Origin of the sequence: Clostridioides sp. ZZV15-6598 (assembly GCF_020657705.1) — a bacterium.
Classification (GTDB): Bacteria; Bacillota; Clostridia; order Peptostreptococcales; family Peptostreptococcaceae; genus Clostridioides; species Clostridioides difficile_F.
Map to the genome: position 1 here is coordinate 1 of NZ_JAGWCS010000179.1, position 6,311 is coordinate 6,311.

Annotated in this window: 5 protein-coding genes and 1 other annotated feature; of the genes, 2 read left to right on the plus strand and 3 right to left on the minus strand. The window is 28.8% G+C overall.

Features of this window, described 5'->3' with window-relative positions:
- The first annotated feature begins 629 nt into the window (after nt 1–629).
- Together KGF50_RS19720 and KGF50_RS19725 are read left to right on the plus strand one after the other, a co-directional pair.
- On the plus strand, nt 630–1,385 hold the full coding sequence (locus tag KGF50_RS19720; protein WP_227849638.1) for a lysophospholipid acyltransferase family protein: 756 nt from the start codon (nt 630–632) through the stop codon (nt 1,383–1,385).
- A 72-nt stretch (nt 1,386–1,457) separates the two neighbouring features.
- Nucleotides 1,458–1,742 (plus strand): transcriptional regulator, encoded by a 285-nt coding sequence (locus tag KGF50_RS19725; protein WP_227849639.1) that lies wholly within the window; start codon nt 1,458–1,460, stop codon nt 1,740–1,742.
- A gap of 82 nt (nt 1,743–1,824) precedes the next feature.
- Here the strand turns inward: KGF50_RS19725 and KGF50_RS19730 are convergent, their stop codons facing one another.
- The 3 genes from KGF50_RS19730 to KGF50_RS19740 are packed head-to-tail and all read right to left on the minus strand — an operon-like array spanning nt 1,825 to nt 5,812.
- The gene (locus KGF50_RS19730) at nt 1,825–3,369 is read right to left on the minus strand and encodes a hydantoinase/oxoprolinase family protein (protein WP_227849640.1); all 1,545 of its coding nucleotides are present in this window, start codon (nt 3,367–3,369) and stop codon (nt 1,825–1,827) included.
- A gap of 20 nt (nt 3,370–3,389) precedes the next feature.
- Nucleotides 3,390–4,469, minus strand: a complete 1,080-nt coding sequence (locus KGF50_RS19735) for a DUF917 domain-containing protein (RefSeq protein ID WP_227828438.1) — start codon at nt 4,467–4,469, stop codon at nt 3,390–3,392.
- A 53-nt stretch (nt 4,470–4,522) separates the two neighbouring features.
- A complete protein-coding gene (locus KGF50_RS19740; protein ID WP_227849641.1) occupies nt 4,523–5,812 on the minus strand; it encodes a cytosine permease in 1,290 nt (429 codons plus the stop codon).
- A 166-nt stretch (nt 5,813–5,978) separates the two neighbouring features.
- Nucleotides 5,979–6,190, minus strand: a binding site (T-box leader).
- Between the last annotated feature and the right edge of the window lie 121 nt (nt 6,191–6,311).

Genomic DNA, 6,311 nt, shown 5'->3' on the forward strand with positions numbered 1-6,311 from the left:
GTATCAATTAAAAACATATATCATTTATTAGATTATAACATATAAATTAATATCTAAAAATACATTTAAATACAATAAAAGAGTCACCTACAAAGATGATTCTTATAAATTAAATACTCATGTTTTTCTTTAAACTCGCTGATAGCATCACTCCATGCTTCTTGCTCTGTTATTCTTTTTTCTCTAGCAATTCTCTATGCCAATCTCAAATTAGTTTAGTACCTTCTAATATTCCCATGTTAGCTCATATCCTATTTTTATTAATTTACACAACAATAAAATTCTTTTTCCTTCTTTTTTGAAAAACAAAAATTACTCTTTTAAAATTAACAAAGATAAAATTTGATTTTCAATATATTTTATGATTTTTCCACAATCTTTATAGTATAAAAAATTTTTGTCATCCGATTTACAAGATTTTTTTATAATTAAATTTAAAGGTTATTTAGTTAGTTTACTAGAATACTAGTTTATTGATAGAACCTGAGTAATAAAATTATAAGTATAAAAATCTCAAGATAAGTCTATTTTAAATGTAAGTTATAAAACCCAATTAAAATAGACTTAAATTTCATTTTATGTTAAAATCTTTACAGTAATAAACAATTTTATTTTAAGGAGATAATTTTATGAATAATTACTTAAAATTTGCTACATATCAACTCATAGGCTTTACATCTTCTATACCTAGACTTATAAAAATAAAAAAAAATCCAGATAAATTTAGCTTAAAAGAAAAATTTGAATTTATGCAAAAACAAGCTAAAAAATCTTTAGATATAGTAAATATAGACCTTAATATACTCGGCAAAGAAACATTACCAAAAGAGCCAATCTTATTTGTTGTAAATCACTCAAGTATGCTTGATAGCTTTATACTTGCTGCAAGTGTAGAGAGACCAATTGGATGTGTAATTGCAGATGAGCCAATTTGGAGAAATATACCTATATTTAAAGAATGGGCGAAGTTGTTAAGATGTGTATATGTAAACAGAAAAAATAATCGAGAAGGAATTAAAAGTATTTCTGAAGCCTCACAAAATATACTTACAGGTCAGAGTATGGCAGTGTTTCCAGAAGGGGATTTAACATGGATTAAAGAACCAAATTCACTAGTATCAGATTTTAGAAGTGGAGCCTTAAAAATAGCATATAAAGCAAAGTGTCCTATTGTTCCATTAGTCATAAAAAATTCAAAAGATACTTATGAAGGATATCAACCTATTGGTAAAATTAATTCTGTTCCTGTTGAAGTTGAATTCTTAGAACCAATTTATGACCATATTGAAAATCCTAGACTAAAATCTTCTGTATTAGGGGAAAATATAAAAAATAATATGATAAATAAAATAGAAAGTTTTAGAAAAACAAACAAAAACTTTTAAAGAATTTTAATATTAAAATTTATTGACTATAAAAAATTTTAATGTTAAAATTTTTTTTAAGAGGTGATTAAGGTGGCAAAAAATACAAAACAAACAACAGTTCACATTGATGAAACATTACTTAAAGAAGTTAAAAGAATAGGAATTAATGAAAATAAAAGCATATCTCAAATAATAAATGAATCAATAATAGATTATGTATTAATTTATAGAGAAAATGAAGCCAAAGAAAAAAATGAACACGATAAAAATTTAAATGAGACAATAAATGCTTTTAAAAAAGAAGAAGAAAAAAGAATTGAGGCAAAAAGTGCTGCTAGAGCTATAGCAGAAGCAAAAAAACGAGTTCTCTACTAATAAAAATAAAAAATCGGTACAAACTATGCACCGATTTTTTTATATCTAAAACAGATTTAAAAACACTTAAATTTTCTTTAAATTATATCAAATCTCCAACAACTTTTACTTTTATAAGGAGTGCATTACCTGGAAGATATGCAAGTGGAACATCTTCTATATTTAATACTTCTATAGTATCCTTTTTAGCACCTGCTTTTAAAGCTTTATTTATGGCTTCTTGTTTTGCATCTTCTATAGCATCTTCTCTAGACATTTTATCTAAGCTGTACACCTTTTCTACATCTCCACTTATTTGCCCTAAAGCCGCACCAATAGCATTTGCCGCAGTATAATGAGGAGGTCTTATAACATCACTTATACCTTTTAGTTTTTCTGGAACAATGATACTTCCTCCACCAGTTAAAACTAATTCAACATCATTTTGGCTAGTCTTCATTTGGTCTACAGCATCTTCTAGTTTTAAAATTACTTTTTTATATACCTCATCACAATAATCTTTATCTAAATTTTCAACATTACTTTTTCTATCCTCAAATGCCATACCTAACTTTGTAACAACATCTGATAAAGTTAAAGTGTCACCACCAAATATTATTGCATCTTCAGTTATTCTATACCCTACACTCTCAGGACCTATTTTTATATTGTCTTTTTCGCCTTTTACACAAGTTCCACCAGCAAGTCCAATAGTTAAAACATCTGGCATTCTAAAGTTTGTATGTACTCCTCCAATTGTAACAGGAATTGAAGATTCTCTAGGAAATCCATTGTATAATACACCTAAATCACTTGTAGTTCCTCCAACATCTAATACTATTGCATTTTTTACTTTTGATAGGAAAGATGCTCCCCTTATAGAATTTGTTATTCCACATCCAATTGTGAAAATAGGATACTTCATTGTGTACTCTAAGTTCATTAATGTTCCATCATTTTGGCTAAAATATATTTCTGCATCTATTCCTAAATCTTTAAGTGCTTTCTCAAACCCTAAAGATACAGCCTTACCTACTCTAGACAACGCAGAGTTTAAAATTGCTCCGTTTTCTCTTTCCAGTATACCTATATTACCTATTTCATTTGATAAGGATATTGGAATATCACCTAAAATCTCTCTAACCCATTTTGCAACTTCTTCTTCTTGTTGCTTATTTACAGGAGCAAATACTCCACTTATTGCTACACTTTCTACCTTACCTTTTATCTTATTGCAAAAATCTACTACTTCATCTTTACAAAGTTCATTTATCTTTCTTCCATCAAACTCATAACCACCAGATATCAATATTGAATCTAATTCTATTTTTTCTCTTAAATCTTCTGGCCAATCTATAAATGGTAAAATAGCAGTAGTTGCTGGTTTTCCTATTCTTATCATTGCTACATTGTTAAGTCTTTTTCTTTCTACTATTGCATTTGTACAGTGAGTTGTACCAAGCATAGCATATTTTATTAATGAATGGTCAATTTTACTTTCATCTATAACTTTTTTTAAGGCATTATAAACACCAGTTTCAACATCTTTTGTAGTTGCTACTTTAACTGAATGGATTACTTTTAATTCCTTATCCAGTATACAAGCATCTGTATTTGTTCCTCCAACGTCAATTCCTACACGATACATCAAAATTTCCCCCTAAATTTTTATTTTCCTTGTAATTCTTCTACTGTTTTATACTCTACATCATATCCAAAGTATCCAGGTCCAACTGTCTCAATTCCTTTTTTAGTTCTCCATTTTTCATTACAAGGAAAAGCTACTACCATCACACGAGAACCATATTTTATTCTTTCTGTAGTTATTGGGAATCCAGTTTCTAAATCTAATATCGCTATTAAATCTGGTGTAATACAAAGTGGCGTACTACCTTTTTTTGCAATTAGATTTTCATTTTGGAATAGTACAGAGTATTCTCCATCATATCCATTAATTCCAGCAAAGAATGCATGACCTCTAGTAAACCCACCTTTTAACTCTCTTTTGATATCAACTACTTTTCCTTCAAATAATTTGTATCCTTTTAATTCTTTCAATATATTTTCAATAGCACCTTTTGAGTCTGACTTATTCTCAAGTAAAAATCCTCCTATAGTTTCAGCTATAGTCAAGGTATTTCCTATAGCAGCTTTTTTAACTTGAGCTCCACTTAAATTATAGTCACTAATAGAAGAACTTCCTCCCATCTCTACTGTTAAAGTCCTAGCCAATCTTTCTGACCAAATTCCATCAACAGGATAAAGGATAGCTGAATTACCCTTTTCATCAGCCATTACAGCAGGTGATGCTTCATATCCTTCAAGATAAAAAGTTACCATTTGAGCTTCAGGAAACGCTCTACCCATAGAATCTGCATCCAAAATAGGAAGCCCTTTTTTTGCAGCAACTGCTATTGGCATAAGTGAATTTATTCCACCTATTTCTATAGGAATTATAACATCAACTTTTCTATTTAATAATTTCTCCATTATCTCTAAAGGAGTAGTTAATTCCACTTCAGAAAGTAATTTTTCTATTGTAATTACAGGAGAACCCATACCAGATACTGGTACTACTAAAGCATCATCCTCTAATTCATCTAAACTAATCACTTTTACAGGTCCATACTTTTTAATTGCTTGTTTTGCAACTAATTTACCTATATACGGGTCTCCTCCTCCTCCAGTTCCAAGCACTGCTGCGCCAACTGCTATTTTATCCACGCTTTCTTCTGTTAAAAATCTCATGTTACTTTCTCCTCATATCCCAAATTTATTTTATACTTTACAAGCACATTTCATTAAACTGCTTTTTTTACTTCTTGTTTGTTTTTTGATGAACAAATCACTTTTCCAATAATTGATTGTATTATAAATCCTGCTATAAATCCATCTAAAGGTGCTATAGTAGTAAGAGTTATAAATCCATATGTAGAAAGATATGTTATTAATATACCAATTATCCAAGATATTATTGAATGTTTAACTATTGGTTTATATGCTATCCCCTTATCAAACCCTTTAAGTTCTTGTTTTACTATATAGTATTCTGCTGTATACACACCACCAACAGGTGCAATAACAATTCCAAGTAAATTTAAAAATCCTATAAATCCTTCATATATTCCAAATACAGCTAATAAAGTTGCTACAACACCAAGAACTATAGTTAACACTTTTTCAGGAGCTTTTTTTAGTACAAGAGCTATACTTAGAGATGCAGAATAGACATTACTTGTATTAGTAGTCCATTGAGCTAATGTAAGTACAATTATACCTGGTATAGCAATTCCTAATGTAATAAAAATTCTCATAATATCTGAAGTACCCATACATTTTACTAATATTATTGATACTACTATCATAAAAGCATTTCCAAATTGTATCCCTAGAAAACTTGAAAGTGCACAATCTCTTCTACTTTTAGCCCAGCGACTTATATCAGGAGATACTATTGCTCCAACTATTATTATACTCATTGATAGAGAAACTCCACCTGCAAATGTCATAGTCGATTTCATATTATCATCAACTGGAATTCCATTTGCTTTAAAAGCTAAGAATATAGTTAACATCATAAGAATTAATAAAAATGGTACTGAATAAACGCTTAATTTTTCCATTGCTTTATATCCATAAATAGCTGTACTCATCATCAAAAGACCACCTATGAGGCTCAAAACTTGCATGCTCACATCTAGATTAAATATATCTTTTATTATTATTTGAGCATTTTGAGCAAAAAAGCCTACCTGAACTCCAAACCATCCTAATAGAGAAACCCCTATAACTAGAGAAAATATTTTTGCTCCAGCTTCTCCAAATACATATTTTGTTATCATAGATGTAGATAAGCTTGTAGATGAACCAACTAAAGAGCATATAGTATACAAAATAGCAGAAAAAAATGAACCTACAATTACTGATAATATTGCTTGTTTCATTGGCATACTTTGAGCTAACTCAGCTCCTAAAATAACAGATGATAAATCTACACCTATCGCTACTAGCACCGAAAACATAGCTACCCAACCACGTTTTTGATTCTCTGGAACCTGTTCCAGGGCATAATTAATTTTTTCTTCTTCCATTTTCATCCCTCCATTAAAATTGTAAAACCATTTAGTTAGTTAGTTTGTTTTACAATTTTCTAATTTATAAATTTATTAGCAACTATATATTTATATTTTTCATTTAATATATAGTTTTAAATTTTCTGAAATAATTTTATAATAAAAAACGTCTCTTGGAAAAAATCCAAGAGACGAATATAAATCCGTGTTACCACTCTTATTAGTAAAAATTTATTTTACTCACTCATTTTCTTAAGGCGAATTAAACCACTACTACAATCGAATTATAATAGTATTCTCCAAAGTTCTTTTCACACAAATTTCAATATTAGTTCTCAGCCAAATCTAACTCTCTGTAAAATTCCTTTATGCTACTTTCTTCTTCTGCGAATCTACGTTATTTATTTATTTATGATTTATATCATAATATATATGCAATATTTTGTCAACTTAAAAAGTAAATTACTTGTATTTTTTAGTTTTATATGTAATTTTTTATATTATTGCTGTATTTATG